Origin of the sequence: Thermococcus indicus (genome assembly GCF_006274605.1) — an archaeon.
In the GTDB taxonomy this organism is placed as follows: Archaea; Methanobacteriota_B; Thermococci; order Thermococcales; family Thermococcaceae; genus Thermococcus; species Thermococcus indicus.
This window is the reverse complement of the sequence record NZ_CP040846.1, coordinates 1,942,223-1,956,288: the sequence shown is the minus strand read 5'-3', so window position 1 is coordinate 1,956,288 and position 14,066 is coordinate 1,942,223. Positions and strand designations below refer to the sequence as shown.

The window sequence follows — 14,066 nt, the reverse complement described above, 5'->3', positions numbered from 1 at the left end:
CACCGGAAGAAGAAGGTCGAGGAGGTATAAAAAGTTGGCCTTAACCGAAGGTTATCAGCGGTAAGCCCTCTCGCGGGGTTCAACCTTCAAGATAACAACGGTATCCTCATCCCAGCGAACGGTGTAGAGAACCCTGTAATTGCCGAGCCTAACGCGATAAGCCCTCTCCGAACCGCGTATCTTCTTAACGTCGAAGCTTTCCACCGGAACCGGGTTGATTTTCAGTGTCTCCACAAGCTCGGCAAAACGCTTTAGATGCGCTGGAGGAAGGTTTCTTATTCCTTTCTCGGCCCTTTTGCCGATGATTACTCTGAAGCTCATAGGCCGAGCTCCTTCCTCAGTTCTTCCCAGTCTTTTCCGTTCTCGAGTGCTTCCCTTTCGAGTGCCTCGATTTCTTCGGGGCTTTCGCCCTCTTCCTCCTCAATTAGCCTTGCCCTGAGCTTTAGGAGCTCCTTTTCCATCTCATCTAGCCTCTTCTTCATCTCGCGGATGTCGTAGAGGAGGACGTTTATCGGGTCAGCTTCCATGCTCTCACCGTTTCTAACTATGCACAGAGATATAAAAGGGTTGGGTCAGCGCATCCATTTTCTCGCTATCACCGCGACGATGAGCGCCATGAAGACGGCTCCGGTTAGGGCTTCGATTGCACTGAGGGCTTTGAGCCAGCCGGTCGGGTGCATATCGCCGTAGCCGAGGGTCGTGAAGGTGACGAGAGAGTAGTAGAGGGCGTTGAGGAGTGTTCCGAGACAATTTCCAATACCGCCCGTGGGTGTTATTGCAGTCCCATTTGATAATAATATTCCTGGGCGTGCAATTATTGGGTCAACCTTAGGAGACACGGTAGTGTACAACATTCCGATAATCATTATTAGTCCAACAGGAAATCTTAATGTCTCGGCGAGTTTGTCAGGGTAAGTATCAAATGTCTGATAGTACCAAATGGATATTAGCAGTGAAATAATAACGAAAACACTGGTTATCCCCACAATATTTGAAACCAACGTAAGCCAATACAAGAAGCCAAACAATACAACAACTGCCACTACTGCTATTGCAATTCGTTCAAGGCTAGTGCCGTATTCCGAGGGCAGATCCCCCAGAAGCCATTCAAAAAAATTAATAGTTTTTGCTCTGATTTTAGCATTCCAACTATTACCGTTTGCTTGTTCTAGTCGTAGTTTCCTCTTGGCTCGCATTTCAAGGACGAACATTCTGTCGGCTTCGTCGCGTTTGCCTTCTCTCTCAAGACTTATCCTTTGTATGCGGGCGGCTTCAATTTTTGAACGAGGTTCATTAAAGAGACCCTCAAATTTCTTGGTATCGAATTCTTCCAGTCCCTCTTTACCATTGAGACTTACGAATGATACAGTACCTGAAATTGAAACACCATCAAAGCTCAAAGATTTGTAAAATTTATATGGCCTATTCTGCTTTTCTGCAAAATCCCAAATTCCAGAAAGTAAACACCTATCAAATATAACGTCTCCCTCAAAAATGGTATCCTTGAACGATGTTTTCGACTTAAAGAAGTTTCCAGACAGATCGCAGATATTTTTAAACACAGATTCATCAAAGTAGACGTGACTATTAAATGAACACTCAACGATTTTGACCGGAACCTGGAACTCAATATCGCGAAAGCTCACTGAATCTTCAAAAGTAGTTCTCTCTATAATAAAGGATTTTACACTTTCACTAAATGTGATTGGAGAATAATTTTCTTCTTTATATCCACCTTTTCCAAACAAGACCTCCCGCTCAAATGTCGAGTGAACTATTCGGAAATCCCCTGTTAGTTTTGCCCCACTAAAGATAACAGCCCCCTGAAAGCGAGAGCCCTCTATATCAACATCTACAAAGTTATGAGCAGAAAATGCAAGGACGTCTTCAAAAACTGCTTCTCTAATATGAAGATGTCCGTTGAATATGGTCCCTTGAAAGCCTACCGGATCTAAGAAACGTACAAAATTAAAAATAACTTTTCCGAATGTTGCAAAGTTAAAGTGTGCCCGGCCCTTAAAGCGGGAATGGGCAAAGGTCGTCTCTGGAAGTTGGTAATTACCATTAATTATACTCAGGTTTTCCTCCATAAACACACTCCACTGAAAATTTACATCTGCATTGAATTTAACATTACCAAAGTCAGCACCTTTTTTAAAATGACATCTGGAAAAATTAGCCATTGAATTAAATTCAGCTTCTGTAAACGTTACAAACCCATGGAACATTGCGGAGGGCATATTAATCTTTTCATACATGGGCAAACTCGGTTTTAGATTTTGTACCCAATTCAGAGAACTCCCTGAAAACGTTGCCTCCCCCTCAAAGGTGGCTTTTCTGAAGGATGTATCTTCCAAGAACACTGAAGAGATAAAAATTGCAGGCCCGTTAAAGTTAGCATTATCAAACGTTGACTCCCTCAAAAAATGTACATCCATAAATGACGCTCCTGTGAATGCTGTCCTGTCAAACATGGCTTTGGCCTTGAATTCAGAACCATTAAAGGATACCCCAATTCCTAACTTCGAATAAATCACAACTTCTATGGGGTTTACACTTGTGGTTAACGACAACATTCTGTCCAGAACTTCCTCATCTTTAAAACTGAAGAACTCTACACTTGAAAATACGGTTAATTCTCCCCTAAATTTGCTCCAGTTGAACAATGCTCCTTTTCTGAATTTTGTCCTAAAAAATGAGGCATTGGACTTAAAGGTGGTATTTTCAAAAATTACAATGTCCAAAAAGTCTGCCTCATCAAATACAGCACCCATGCTTACATCCCGGATCATCTCATTGGTGATGAGTTCTCCTATTATGCCCAAAAGGGGCTTATCTCGGATTATCTCATTAAGGGAGTATGACCTCCCCTGAAATGTCGCATAGCTAAATGAAATTATGCCCTCAAAAATGGATTGATAGAAAATGGCTCCCTTCTCAAAAATGGCATACTCAAACGTAAACCTCTGATTCCACACATTTCCATTCTCATCAACATATACAATGGGTTCGTCTGGAATCTCTGGAAACACAAATCCCGCGGCATTTACAGGCTTCTCAAAAACCAACCTCTTTATCTTCTTATCAACTTTGATTTCCTCGACCCTCGGCCTGAACTCCTCCAGAAACTTCGTGTAGAACTTAACAGCATCTTTCTCGTCTTTGTTCGGCTTGTGAAAAATACAATACTCCCGATCAGCTGTCTCAGGGTCGCAGTTCCCAAAGTGCTCCATCTTGCACATGGTTGTATGTTACTTGACTCGACAATAAAAACATTTTGGCTCTCAAAATGAATCTGCAATTAAAATCAAAAGAAAAGCCTCACGGCTCCACCACAGTCCCGCTGTGCTTCCCCTTAACCACGTCGAAGAGGTGGTAGGCGTCCTTCTTGCCCACGATGTAGGTCTTTATCTTGCCGCGCTGGATGAACTTGGCGGCGAGGGCATCCACAACTCCGCTTCCGCCGGCTTTGCTCTCGGCCTGCATCGCTATCTCGACGAGCTGATCGAAGGTTATCCTGTCGAGCTTCTTCGCGTTCGGGTTCTTCCTCGGGTCGCTGTCGTAGACGCCGTCAACGTTTGTCACCACGACGAGAAGGTCGGCCTGGAGGTACTCAGCGAGGAGAGCCGAAACCGCATCGGTCGTGTGGCCGGGGTGAGTTCCGCCCATTATCGGTATCTTCTTGAGCTGGATGACCTCCCAGGCCTTACGGAAGTCCTGGATAACGAAGGGATAGGCCTTCTCGCCGAGGGCAGCTATGAGGAGCATCGCGTTGGCGCGGGTGATGTGTATGCCGATGTAGTCCTTGAAGGTCTCGTTGGGCGTGAAGCTCTTCGCGGCCCTGATGTATTTTCTGGCGACCTTTCCGCCGCCGACCACAACGGCAACCTCGTGGTCCTCGCTTATCTTGATGAGCTCGTAAGCCATCTTGCCGATAAAATCAACGTCCGGGTCGTCGGGAACGAGAACCGATCCGCCTATATCGAAGACTATCCTCATGATGACCCTCACGATGCTAATCGAGGCCCCTTTATAACCTTTTTCTTGCCTTTAAACTGTCAAACTCCGAAAACATTATCAACATTGAGAGCGAACCTATGCCGGTGTGGAAAATGGAGATCACCGTGCGGGTGCGCGTCCCCGAGGGAACCGACAGGAAAATAATCGGTGAGTTGGTCGAAATCTTCACCCGGGCACAGGCCCTAAAATCTCTGGCGATGGGGAGAAAAAGCGTGGAGCGGGAAAAGGCCTCGTGGAGGGAACTCCGTGAGTACCTTGAGGAGTACCGCGACCTTGGTGGACAGTAGCGTATTGCTGAACCTGATTTTTGAGACCGAGCTGACGGAGAAGGCGCTAAGACTCATCTCGCTTTCGGAATACCCCGCTGTTTCTGAGACCGTCATTGATGAATGCGTTTACGTAACCCTGAGGAGAAACGCTTCAAAGCTTGGAGTTAAGAATATCACGATCTCAAACGATTCCTGAAGACGGAGCAGGGGAAAGCCCTCCTCCAGGAATCAACGGAGAAAGTTCTGTCATTCATCGCCAGCTATCGGATGGAGGTTGTCAAAGATCCCGACATATTCCTTGCACTCAGCATTGCCGAAAAGTATGGCCTTTTACTCCACGACGCAAAGATAATCGGCTCCATGATCGAAAATGGAATAACAAAGCTTGCAACTCTTGATAAAGACTTCCAGGAAATCCCAATAATTGAGCTTCTCAAAGTGGAAGAATAAAAAGCTCATCCAATCTGGAATGCCGAGCTCCTCAGCTCACCCCTCTCGAAGCGGTACGGGTCGTACCACTCCCAGTCGAGCGGAACCCTGGAACGGCCCTTCGAAATCAGCTCAGCCATTGCCTGAGCCACCGCTGGGGCCATCATGAAACCGTGCCCGCTGAAGCCTGCCGCTATGTAGAAGTTTTCGAGGAGCTTTCCAATGGCCGGGTTGCTGTCCGGAGTTTTAGCGTAGAATCCTGCCCACTGCCTGACGACGTGAGCGTAGCGGAGCGGCGGGGCGATTCTGACGGCGTACTCCAGAACGCCGCGCAGGAAGTCGTAGGTCGGCTCGTAGTCCTCGAGGCTCCTGGCTTTGTGCTCTATTCCGGCACCGCAGATTATTCCGCCGTCCTCCCCGTCCTGGATTATGTAGGCGTCGTTCCAGCTCGGGGGGCAGACCAGCGGTTCAACCTGGCCGGGTTCGAGCGGCTCGGTCTTGACGAGCTGGTGCTTGTAGGCCGTAATCGGAACGAGGCCTCTGCTGAGGCCGGCCATCTCGTTGATGAGCGGCGCCCATGCGTTGGCCGCGTTCAGAACTGCGTCAACTCTGACGCTCTCGACCTTCCCGTTGCTCCTGAACTTCACGGCGGTTATGGCATCACCCGCGCGCTCAAAGCCTATAACCTCGGTGTGCCCCCTCGCGTCAACACCGAGCTCCCTGGCCCGGAAGAGGTAAGCGAAGAGCGTCTTGAAGGGGTTCGCCTTTCCGTCCTTCGGGTTCCATGCTCCAGCTAGGAAGGGCTCGGTGTTGAGGATGGGCACTATCTCCCTGGCCTCATCCATATCGATGAGCCTGGTCGGGACGCCGAATTTGTTCTGGAGCCTTATGTTGGCCTTAAAGGCCTCAACCTCTTCCTCGCTCGTGGCGAGGAACAGATAGCCGGTCTGCCTGAAGACGATGTCGCTCCCCAGCTCCTCCTCAAGCCCCTCCCATCTCTCAACGGAGTGCTTCATGAGCCTGATGTTGGCCTCGTCGGTGAACTGGGCACGGATTCCGGTGGCGCAGCGGAAGGTCGAGCCGGAGCCGAAGTAGTTCTTCTCGAAGAGGATGACATCTTCCCCGAGCTTGGCCAGCTCGTAGGCCGTTGCCACGCCTATTATTCCCCCGCCGATTACGGCGATTTTACTCATCGGCACCACCCACTATGACCTCTACGCGAACGGGCCGAATCGGAACCCTTGCCCTTGGAAGCGGTATCTCCTCCTGCCTCCTCCCGGTCTTCCTTGCGAGGATCGAGAGCACTATGGGAATGCAGGTCCTCCCTTGGCAGGGACCCATTCCTATGCGGAGGAGCCGTTTCAGTTCCTCGATGTCCGTGACGCCGGAATCGATTAGCGCTTCGACATCTTCAACGGTGACGTCGTTACAGCGGCAGACGATTTTCTTTCCGCTCATTCTCTCACCACCTTAACAGCCCTGACGTCCCAGGCCAGCTCTATCGGCACCTCGACGATGATTATCGGAGTATCGCCTTTGCTCTTCTCCCTCGGCACGACGGTGAGCACCCTTCCCTTCCCGACCGGCTCGCCGACCCTGTTGAGGAGAACGACCTCCTCGCCCTTCTCGGGAACCGGAAGGAGCTCGTGGGGCATCGTTATCCTCGCCTTGTCGCCCACGTAGTGCACCATGAAGAAGGCCAGACCGGGGCAGATTTGCACGCAGAGGGAGCAGCCGATGCACTCCTCGTAGTCCACTATTGGTAAATCGTTCGGGGTGGGCATGCTTATTGCTCCGGTGGGACATATCTCCCTGCACGGGGCGCAGGGTATCTCCTGCGGGCACTCCGGAACGGCAACGGGCCTCTTCCTCAGCCTCTCCTCGCTCGGCATTGGAATGAACTTTTCAAGCTCTTCCGGGGTGATGTAGCCGGTTCTGAGGTAGGAGGGAATTTCACTCATTCTCTCACCACCAGGGCCTTCTTAATTCCCTCAAGCACGTGCCTGCCGAAGGGCCCGGAGCGGAACTCCAGGAGGTCTTTCTGAGCCTTCTCCATCTCCTTGAGCCAGCCCTCGTCAGCTATGCCGAGCCTCAGGGCGGCGGCTATGCCCGCTATCTTTCCTTCGAGCATTGCAGTTGTGGCCTCCTCTATTCCGGCCGAATCGCCGGCAACAAAGATTCCCCTGACTGTGGTCTCCATCCACTCGTCGCGAACTGCCACGTGCCCGCTGAGCTCGCGGACGTAGCGTATCTGACAGCCGGCCTGGTGGAGGAGCTCGATGCTGGGCCTCAGGCCAACGGCGAGCGCTATGACGTCGACCTCAAAGGTTCTCTCCGTTCCAGGAATGACCCGCCAGTTCTCATCGAGCTGGGCAACGACGGCCCTCTCGACCTTCTCCCTGCCCTCGGCGCGCAGGATGGTGTGCCTCGTGAGTATCGGAACGCCCAGGCGCCTGACCTTCGCCGCGTGCACGAAGTAGCCGCCTACTTTCGGCATGGCCTCGACTATCGCCTTCACCTCAACGCCGGCCTGAATGAGCTGATACGCCAGAATAAGTCCCACGTTTCCGGCTCCAACGATTAGAACCTTATCGCCGGGCTTGACGCCGTAAGTGTTCATGAGCGTCTGAATCGCGCCGGCACCGTAGATCCCCGGTAAATCGTTGTTCTCGAATGGTATCATCTTCTCCATCGCGCCGGTTGCCACGATAACCGCCCTTCCACGGAACTCTATCAGCTCGCGGTTGTTTCTGACGGCCAGAACGAGCTTCTCGTCGCCCTCCTGAAAGATGCCGACGGCGGAGGTTTCGAGGAAGACCTCGACGTTCTCCCTCTTCCTGACCTCGTCCTCAAGGATTTTCGCTATCTCCACACCCCTGACTCCCGCAAACTGTTCCCGCTTGCCGAAGAACTTGTGGGTCTGCTTGACGAGCTGGCCGCCGAGCATGGGGTTTTCATCAAGGAGAACGACGCTCGCCCCGGCATCGGCCGCGTGAATCGCCGCCATCAGGCCTGCCGGCCCGCCACCGATTATCACGATGTCCGCCCTTACTACCTTTGCCTCCTTGAACTCCGGAGGCTTAGCCTCCCTCGGCAGTTTGGCCTTCCCGTGCTGGGGCTCGATCCTCATTCCATCCTCGACGAGGGTTATGCACGTTCTGACATTGGGGATTCCGTTCACGACCATCAGGCAGGAGGAGCACTTGCCTATCGCGCAGAAGAGACCCCTGGGGCGCTTTTCGTTGGCTGAATAGTTGAGAACCCTGATTCCAGCGGCGTGAAGAGCAGTGGCTATGGTTTCCCCCTCGTATGCTCTGATCGGCCGTCCTTCAAAGTATATTGTAACCTCCCTGCCACGCTCAAAACGCAGAACAGGATGCTCAGTTAAGCGCACGGTGTATCACCCATGCACCTATTCGTTCACGCATTTATGAAAATTTTTCAATCCGAAGGTTCTTCACCTTTGGTTTCAGGGACTCCCAAAGCTTTATATATCGGGCGGCGGATAAGTTAGCTGGCGGCGGGCTAGGCCGGGGGGTTCGGCGTCCCCTGTAACCGGAAACCGTCGACATGCCGGGGCCGAAGCCCGGGGGGCGGTTCCCGAAGCCGTCCCCGGAAGCCGGGGCACAACGGTGATCCCTCGTCCCACGGGGCCGGCGGTGGGCGGGGTCCGGCTGGAGGGCCGGACTAACGCCCTTTACCCGCCGAACCCCGCCAGGCCCGGAAGGGAGCAGCGGTAGGCGGGACGTTCGGCGCTCGTGGGGTAGCGGGGGTGAGCGAGCCCCGGTGGAAGGGGACGGTGGAGGGTTCCCACCCCCGGGCGCGCCCGCCGCCACTAACAGTGCTTCTGGATTCGCGATGTTCTGTATGCGTGGAAAATGCAAAACCTTAATAGTCCAGCGACATCTTTTGCCTTTGGGGTGTCAAGATGGCGAGCCTTGAAGTGGAGCTTTTCGGGATAAGGTTCGAGAACCCGCTCATTCTTGCCTCGGGGGTAAACGACAAGGTTCCAGAACAGTGGATTAGGGCGCACGAGGAGGGCGCCGGCGGGGTCGTTACCAAGTCCATCGGAATCGAACCGAGGGCGGGTTACGATAATCCAACCATCGTCGAGCTCCCCTACGGGCTGATAAACGCGATGGGCCTTCCCAACCCAGGTTGGAAGGGCTTCCTGGAGATGGTGGAAGGATACACCTTTGACTTCCCGCTGATAGTCTCGATTTTCGGAGGAACGCCTTATGAGTTCGCCTTTCTCGCCGAAAAACTGAGCGATGTGGCAGATGCCTTCGAGCTCAACCTCAGCTGTCCCCATGCGAAGGGCTACGGCATGGAGATAGGCCAAAATCCGGAGAACGTCTATGAAGTCGTTAAGGCCGTTAAGGACGCCACCGATAAACCAGTTATAGCGAAACTGACGCCGAACATAGACGACATTACGAAGCTCGGTCTTGCCGCCGAGAAAGCTGAAGCCGATGCGGTCTCGGCAATAAACACGCTGAAAGCCATCGCCATTGACGTCTACGCGAAAAGGCCGATTCTCAGTAACCGCGTCGGCGGTTATTCGGGGCCCGGAGTGAAGCCGGTAGCTCTAAGGGCCGTCTACGACCTCGCGAGAACTCTTGAAATCCCGGTTATTGGAATCGGAGGCATAACCACCTGGCGGGATGCCGTAGAGTTTCTGCTCGCCGGCGCCTCGGCCCTCCAGATCGGCACAGCCGTCTCTCTCCGCGGCTGGGGAGTATTCCGGGAGATAAACGAGGGCATCAAAGCATACCTCGAAAGCGAGGGCTTTTCGGGTGTGAATGATATAGTCGGTCTGGCGCTGGAGGAATAAACATGAAGAGGTGGAAAACAGTCTCATTGGGAAGAGATCTGAGTCCCGAAGAAATAGAAAAAGCCACAGAAGAAGCGCTCAATGAGGCTACAAGTGACATCAAACTTCCAGAAAACTTTAAGCCATCAAAATTGGATTTGAGCTGGGTGAGAAAAATGAAGCGCGCGGTGGTTTTGTTCTCCGGCGGACTTGACAGTACCGCCTGCCTCTACTGGGCGAAGAGGAACTACGATGAGGTCATGATGCTGGTAATCAACTACGGAAGCAATGAGGAGCGCGTTACGAACAGAGTTGCCGAGTTCTTCTCGAAAGAGCTGGATGTTCCGCTGAAGATAGTTCGCCTTGACTTCCTCGAGGAGTTCTCGAAGCTGAGGGGAACGACGCTCGTTGGGGGAGAGACGCCAAGGGTCACAGCCCAGGAGCTCGAGGACATGGAAGTTGCACAGGAGACCGCCAAGAGCGTCTGGGTTCCGGCGAGAAACGTGGTTCTAATAGCGGTCGCGGCTTCGCTCCTCGATGCCCTTGGCGGAGGGGACATAATAGTCGGCTTCAACGCCGAGGAGGGGGCAACCTTTCCGGACAACACGCCTGAATTCGTTGAGAAGATGAACGAGATGCTGAAGTACGGCACCATGGCAGAGGTAAAAGTCGTTGCACCGCTCATAGACCTCGACAAGAAGGGCATAGCCAGGCTTCTGAGGGAGCTGGACGCTAAGTACGAGTACTCCAACTCTTGCTACATGCCGAAGGGCTTCACCGAGGACGGCAAACCGATACACTGCGGCGAATGCGAGAGCTGTGTGAGGCGCCACCGCGGTCTGATTGGAGCCATCGGAGAGGACAGGACCGTTTACGCGGTTGAGCCGAAGATATGACGTCCGCTCAAAATCCCCACAGCAGTGCAGTCTCGCCCCGGCCCACCGCAAGATTTATAAATCTCTGTCTGCCCCTTATCTTTGGGCGTGGGGCGGTAGCTCAGCCTGGGAGAGCGCCGGACTGAAGATCCGGGTGTCGGGGGTTCAAATCCCCCTCGCCCCACCACTTTCTGTGCGGTGGTAGTCTAGCCTGGTCTAGGACACCGGCCTTCCAAGCCGGTGACCCGGGTTCAAATCCCGGCCACCGCACCACACAAACTTCGCCTGCGCGAAGTTTGATCAAGGTTTATGATTCCTTTTGAAAAAGCGTTTTTTGGGTGGATTTCTTTACGAGTTGTTTTTGAGAGAATGAATCCATAACAGAGATGCCCTTTTTGTAGGGGTTCAAGGGTTTTTGCGCTCCGAAGGAGCGCGGTTTAAGTGGAACCCGTGTGGAAAACGCTTTAGTCCAGTGGATTCAGTCTTTCAAAGGTCAGTTTGGACTTGAAATCCCCTCCGCAAAGGAGCCTTAACGGGAATCACGAACTTTTGGTGAAGCTTTTTCCAAAAGCTTCCTTTGCAAGCGCTGGCGGAAAACAAGATGCATTTTCTAAAGTGTCCCTTTTGAGTTGGGTTTCTTTTCCACGTGCTTTTTGGAGAGTGTTTCACTCAAGAAGGCGTCCTTTGGACGCCGTTTAAAGGTGGAACACTCCCAAAAGAGCAAATTGGGGATAAACCCACATGAACAGTTGGCAAATTCCAAAAAGGCACCCAATCTTCCGCCAGCGCTGAAGCTTTTGGAAAAAGCTTCACCAAAAGTTAGTAGCTCACCCTCTAAAAAGACCATAATACAAGGATTTTGCACTCAGAAGGCTCGTTTTTCTCAAGGAGAACACGTTTAAACAGACCTTGGCACGGGGTTTGCTCTCTTTTGACGCCCTTCGGGCGTCGATTTAGAGTTAAACCCCCATATTAAGGGAGCACTTGGAGGGTTCTCACGCTTGAACCAACCGTTTGGGTAGAAAATCACTCAGAATCTGCTTTTTAAGAGGAGCTACGAACCTTGATCAAACTTCGCGCAGGCGAAGTTTGTAACTGGTGGGCCCGCGGGGGTTCGAACCCCGGACCTCCGCCGTGTGAGGGCGGCGTCATAACCAGGCTAGACCACGGGCCCGTCCCCGGAATAATGGGTGGGGAGAGAAATATAAAGCTTTCGCTAGATTCCGTCGAGTATCTCTTTCGGGGCCCCCGCGAAGGCCACCAGGTACTCCGCCTCCACTATGTGGAGCCTGCCCGGAACGACCATCACGTGGGGCTGCCTTCCAAAGTCCTCTTTGAGCATGTCCCTGACGTATCCCGCCCTGAGCGTCGGGTTCAGGGAGCCGGCCCTCGCCAAAACCACGACCAGCGTGTCTGGGGTGAAGACGTTTTCTTTCTTCATCTCCTCCACCTGGAGGAGTATCTCCATCGCCTCGTTGGCCGTCATGTAGCGGTTCTGCTCGGCCTTTATGTCGAGGAAGAGCATCGTGTGCAGGTTTCTTGCCATGTTCTCCTTTATCACGTCGTAGTGGCTCGTGGGGAACCAGTTCTTCTCCGGATAGGCGACGGTTGCGCTCTTGCCAAACTTGTATATCTGCAGTCCGGTTATCGCTATCGCCGAGTAGATGCTCGGGGCGTGGATGACGTAGCTCTCGATTCCGAGCTCCTTGGCCCTTATCCTGAGGTCGGAGTGCGTCGTCGCCACCATCGGATCGCCGGCGGTCAGAAAGGCCACATCTCTCTCCTTAGCTTCGCTCAGCACGATGTGCTCGAAGTAGAGCTCAACCTCCTCCCTGCTCAGCCGCCGGATTGGCTTCCCGATGAGCTCCTCGACCCGGTCCAGCGTTGTCCCGGCTAGCAATGACGTGTAGAACTCGGCGAAGACTAGATCGCACTTTCTGGCGGTTTCAAGCCCCTTGAGCGTGATGTCCTTCTCGTCGTAAAGGCCAAGCCCTATGAAGTATATCGCCATGAGCCTCACCGGGGAGCGTAGGGCGGGGAGTTTTTAAGCTTGAGGGAAGGGTGTTAGGCAATTGCCGAAAAGCTTATAACGATTGACGAACACTTTACCAACATGCTTGAAAAGGAGAAAGAAGCCCTGGCAAAGAGGATAGCGGGGGAAATAACCCTCTCCTCCGACCCCGGTAAAACCATGCGCAAATGGCGTGAGATATTCGGAATCAGCCAGACGGAGCTGGCCGAATACCTTGGCGTCTCTTCTTCGGTCATAAGCGACTACGAGGGCGGCAGGAGAAAGAGCCCCGGCGCGTCCACGATACGGAAGTTCGTCGAGGCCCTCCTCGAGATAGACGAGAAGCGCGGTGGAAACGTGATCCGTGCGTTCAGCAAGACCCTCGGCAGCGAGCTTCCCACGAGCGCCATACTCGACATCAGGGAGTTCGCCCTTCCGATAACCATAAAGGATCTCGTTGGGGCCGTCAGGGGGGAGGTCGTCGCCAACATGCACCTCCTCGACAGGCGCATCTACGGCTACACGGTCGTCGACAGCATAAAGGCGATCCTCGAGATGAGCAGCGAGGAGTTCCTCAAGCTGTATGGCTGGACGACCGAAAGGGCGCTGATATTCACCAAGGTCACCACCGGAAGGAGCCCGATGATAGCGGTTCGCGTTCAGGGACTCAAGCCGGCAGTTGTCGTCCTTCACGGCGTTAAAAAACTCGACGAGCTCGCGGTGAAACTGGCCGAGCGCGAGAGGGTTCCGCTGGTGATATCGAACGTTGGAAGTGAGGCGGAGCTCATTGCCGGCCTCAGAAGGCTGGTGGAAAAGACGGAGAAGGAGTTCTGAGCTCACTCCAGCGTCTTCTTCCTCCAGACCCCTCCTTCGGCCAGCTTGGTCAGCCGTTGCTCCATGTGGATGAGCACATCGCCCAGTGTTTTTTCGTTGTTGTACTCCTCCAGTATAGCGAGGAGCTCCTCCCTGCTGTAGTCCTTCATCTCCCTGGCCAGTTCAGTCATCCTCGGATACGCGCGGACTATGTTGTCGACTATCGTTATGTCCGCCATCCTCGCCGAGCGGGAAAGCGGGTTCAGGTCAATGGTGATCACGAACTTGCCCATTCTGACGAGGGCCTCCGTCCTGTCGCCGTCCTCCAGCGGGACAACCACCACGTCGGCCTTCCAGATGCCTTCTTCGTCGACCTTCCCCCTCTCGTGCTCCAGGCCGGGGATGCGCTTCGTGGGGTTTATTCCGAGGAGCTCCACGCCGGGGTCGTGCTTCCTCAGCTCCTTCGCTATAGCTCTAACGCGCTCCTCCGTGCGGTAGAAGAGGTTTATCTCGAGCTTGGCGTTCAGCGCTTTTGCCAGCTCTATCGTCTCCTTTGGGACGAGTGCCGCGACGTTGCCGTTGACCGAGATAACCGGGTGCTTTGCCAGTATCAGCTTCGCGATGGCGGCGCGCATGGCCCTCTCGGCCGGCTCTATGGTCTTCTCGCCTATGAGGTAGTCGAAAGCCTCACCGCGGCCGTGGGCTATGAGGCCCGCTTTGGCCGTCATCCCCTTCTCCATTCCCTCGATGATCTTCTCCCTGTAGTATAAACTCCAGTAGCGTGGGTGGCTCTTCGGTATCTCCACCATCTCAATCACCGATTGGGGTTATGTGCT

Annotated in this window: 16 protein-coding genes, 3 tRNA genes and 1 other RNA gene; 9 read left to right on the top strand and 11 right to left on the bottom strand. The window is 53.4% G+C overall.

The annotated features are described in order from the left end of the window. Positions 1–54 precede the first annotated feature (54 nt). The 4 genes from FH039_RS10610 to pyrH form a co-directional block, all read right to left on the bottom strand. Entirely contained in the window at positions 55–321 is a 267-nt protein-coding gene (locus tag FH039_RS10610; protein ID WP_139681294.1) for a type II toxin-antitoxin system RelE family toxin, read from the bottom strand. Continuing rightward, positions 318–527: a hypothetical protein gene (locus FH039_RS10605; RefSeq protein WP_139681293.1), complete on the bottom strand. Its 210-nt coding sequence runs from the start codon at positions 525–527 to the stop codon at positions 318–320. The genes FH039_RS10610 and FH039_RS10605 overlap by 4 nt, the downstream gene beginning before the upstream one ends. A gap of 45 nt (positions 528–572) precedes the next feature. Continuing rightward, a complete protein-coding gene (locus tag FH039_RS10600; protein WP_139681292.1) occupies positions 573–3,242 on the bottom strand; it encodes a pentapeptide repeat-containing protein in 2,670 nt (889 codons plus the stop codon). 79 nt (positions 3,243–3,321) lie between these two features. Continuing rightward, positions 3,322–3,999 carry a UMP kinase gene (gene pyrH / locus FH039_RS10595; RefSeq protein ID WP_139681831.1) on the bottom strand — a complete coding sequence of 226 codons (678 nt, stop codon included), beginning with the start codon at positions 3,997–3,999 and terminating at the stop codon, positions 3,322–3,324. Between the two features lie 98 nt (positions 4,000–4,097). On the opposite strand from pyrH, the gene FH039_RS10590 reads away from it, so the two are divergent. From FH039_RS10590 to FH039_RS12505, 3 genes are read left to right on the top strand one after another with little or no spacing between them, the layout of a single operon-like run. Further along, a complete protein-coding gene (locus FH039_RS10590; protein WP_139681291.1) occupies positions 4,098–4,307 on the top strand; it encodes a hypothetical protein in 210 nt (69 codons plus the stop codon). Next, on the top strand, positions 4,297–4,485 hold the full coding sequence (locus FH039_RS12510; RefSeq protein ID WP_168188403.1) for a PIN domain-containing protein: 189 nt from the start codon (positions 4,297–4,299) through the stop codon (positions 4,483–4,485). The genes FH039_RS10590 and FH039_RS12510 overlap by 11 nt, the downstream gene beginning before the upstream one ends. Continuing rightward, a complete protein-coding gene (locus FH039_RS12505; RefSeq protein ID WP_139681289.1) occupies positions 4,482–4,739 on the top strand; it encodes a type II toxin-antitoxin system VapC family toxin in 258 nt (85 codons plus the stop codon). The genes FH039_RS12510 and FH039_RS12505 overlap by 4 nt, the downstream gene beginning before the upstream one ends. 5 nt (positions 4,740–4,744) lie before the next feature. On the opposite strand, the gene FH039_RS10575 is transcribed toward FH039_RS12505, so the two are convergent. Genes FH039_RS10575 through FH039_RS10560 form a run of 4 tightly spaced genes read right to left on the bottom strand, consistent with a single transcriptional unit; the run spans position 4,745 to position 8,112 of the window. Beyond that, a complete protein-coding gene (locus FH039_RS10575; protein WP_139681288.1) occupies positions 4,745–5,911 on the bottom strand; it encodes an NAD(P)/FAD-dependent oxidoreductase in 1,167 nt (388 codons plus the stop codon). Next, the gene (locus FH039_RS10570; protein ID WP_139681287.1) at positions 5,904–6,176 is read right to left on the bottom strand and encodes a (2Fe-2S)-binding protein; all 273 of its coding nucleotides are present in this window, start codon (positions 6,174–6,176) and stop codon (positions 5,904–5,906) included. Before FH039_RS10570 ends, FH039_RS10575 begins: the two co-directional genes overlap by 8 nt. Next, positions 6,173–6,679 (bottom strand): 4Fe-4S dicluster domain-containing protein, encoded by a 507-nt coding sequence (locus tag FH039_RS10565; protein ID WP_139681286.1) that lies wholly within the window; start codon positions 6,677–6,679, stop codon positions 6,173–6,175. The genes FH039_RS10570 and FH039_RS10565 overlap by 4 nt, the downstream gene beginning before the upstream one ends. Then, the gene (locus FH039_RS10560) at positions 6,676–8,112 is read right to left on the bottom strand and encodes an FAD-dependent oxidoreductase (RefSeq protein ID WP_139681285.1); all 1,437 of its coding nucleotides are present in this window, start codon (positions 8,110–8,112) and stop codon (positions 6,676–6,678) included. Before FH039_RS10560 ends, FH039_RS10565 begins: the two co-directional genes overlap by 4 nt. A gap of 124 nt (positions 8,113–8,236) precedes the next feature. Between FH039_RS10560 and ffs the strand changes: the two genes are divergently transcribed. From ffs to FH039_RS10535, 5 genes are all read left to right on the top strand, one after another. Then, positions 8,237–8,550: signal recognition particle sRNA (ffs, locus tag FH039_RS10555), an RNA gene on the top strand. A 96-nt stretch (positions 8,551–8,646) separates the two neighbouring features. Continuing rightward, positions 8,647–9,552 carry a dihydroorotate dehydrogenase gene (locus tag FH039_RS10550; RefSeq protein WP_139681284.1) on the top strand — a complete coding sequence of 302 codons (906 nt, stop codon included), beginning with the start codon at positions 8,647–8,649 and terminating at the stop codon, positions 9,550–9,552. A 155-nt stretch (positions 9,553–9,707) separates the two neighbouring features. Continuing rightward, a complete protein-coding gene (queC, locus tag FH039_RS10545) occupies positions 9,708–10,427 on the top strand; it encodes a 7-cyano-7-deazaguanine synthase QueC (RefSeq protein ID WP_139681830.1) in 720 nt (239 codons plus the stop codon). Between the two features lie 89 nt (positions 10,428–10,516). After that, positions 10,517–10,593 (top strand) — tRNA-Phe (locus FH039_RS10540). Between the two features lie 8 nt (positions 10,594–10,601). After that, positions 10,602–10,679: transfer RNA gene (locus FH039_RS10535), tRNA-Gly, on the top strand. 823 nt (positions 10,680–11,502) lie between these two features. On the opposite strand, the gene FH039_RS10530 is transcribed toward FH039_RS10535, so the two are convergent. Both FH039_RS10530 and dph5 read right to left on the bottom strand, forming a co-directional pair. Then, positions 11,503–11,580 (bottom strand) — tRNA-Val (locus tag FH039_RS10530). A 42-nt stretch (positions 11,581–11,622) separates the two neighbouring features. Continuing rightward, positions 11,623–12,417, bottom strand: a complete 795-nt coding sequence (dph5, locus tag FH039_RS10525) for a diphthine synthase (RefSeq protein ID WP_139681829.1) — start codon at positions 12,415–12,417, stop codon at positions 11,623–11,625. 102 nt (positions 12,418–12,519) lie between these two features. Between dph5 and FH039_RS10520 the strand changes: the two genes are divergently transcribed. Next, a complete protein-coding gene (locus FH039_RS10520) occupies positions 12,520–13,251 on the top strand; it encodes a helix-turn-helix domain-containing protein (RefSeq protein WP_058938382.1) in 732 nt (243 codons plus the stop codon). Positions 13,252–13,253: 2 nt separating this feature from the next. On the opposite strand, the gene FH039_RS10515 is transcribed toward FH039_RS10520, so the two are convergent. Next, positions 13,254–14,039 carry a 4-phosphopantoate--beta-alanine ligase gene (locus FH039_RS10515; RefSeq protein WP_139681828.1) on the bottom strand — a complete coding sequence of 262 codons (786 nt, stop codon included), beginning with the start codon at positions 14,037–14,039 and terminating at the stop codon, positions 13,254–13,256. Positions 14,040–14,066 lie beyond the last annotated feature (27 nt).